The organism is Paraburkholderia sp. BCC1876 (assembly GCF_902833695.1).
Classification (GTDB): Bacteria; Pseudomonadota; Gammaproteobacteria; order Burkholderiales; family Burkholderiaceae; genus Paraburkholderia.
In genome coordinates this window covers 1-477 of sequence record NZ_CADFGI010000077.1, presented here as the reverse complement: position 1 = coordinate 477, position 477 = coordinate 1, and the positions used below count along the sequence as shown (strand labels likewise).

General features: G+C 64.2%; 1 pseudogene. It reads right to left on the bottom strand.

The features are described 5' to 3' along the window. Window positions 1-399, bottom strand: a pseudogene (locus tag HWY05_RS37840) (DNA gyrase C-terminal beta-propeller domain-containing protein); the annotation flags it as partial. Window positions 400-477 lie beyond the last annotated feature (78 nt).

The following is a 477-nucleotide window of genomic DNA, read 5'->3' as shown; positions in this document are numbered from 1 at the left end:
CATCACGTTGTGCTCGCCGTCGGTGATCGCGGCGCCGATCAGGAAAGCGCCCTCGTCGAGGCCGACCGCGATGATGCCCTTCTTCAGCGGCCGGCTGGAGGCCTCGGGCGGGGTCTTCTTCACGGTGCCGAGCGAGGTGCCCATGAACACGTACTTGTCGGCCGAGAACTCCTTGACCGGCAGCACCACGTTGATCTTCTCGCCGTCCTGCAGCGGGAACATGTTGACGATCGGCCGGCCGCGCGAGTTGCGCGAACCCTGCGGCACCTCGTAGACCTTGACCCAGTAGACACGGCCGCGGTTCGAGAAGCACAGGATGTAGTCGTGCGTGTTGGCGATGAAGAGCGTCTCGATCCAGTCGTCTTCCTTCATCTGCGTGGCCTGCTTGCCGCGCCCGCCGCCTTGCCGTTCAACCCTGCGCGTTTCGCGCCGCACTTTCTGCCATCAGCCTGAATCGATCATGCCTCTGTCACCCCA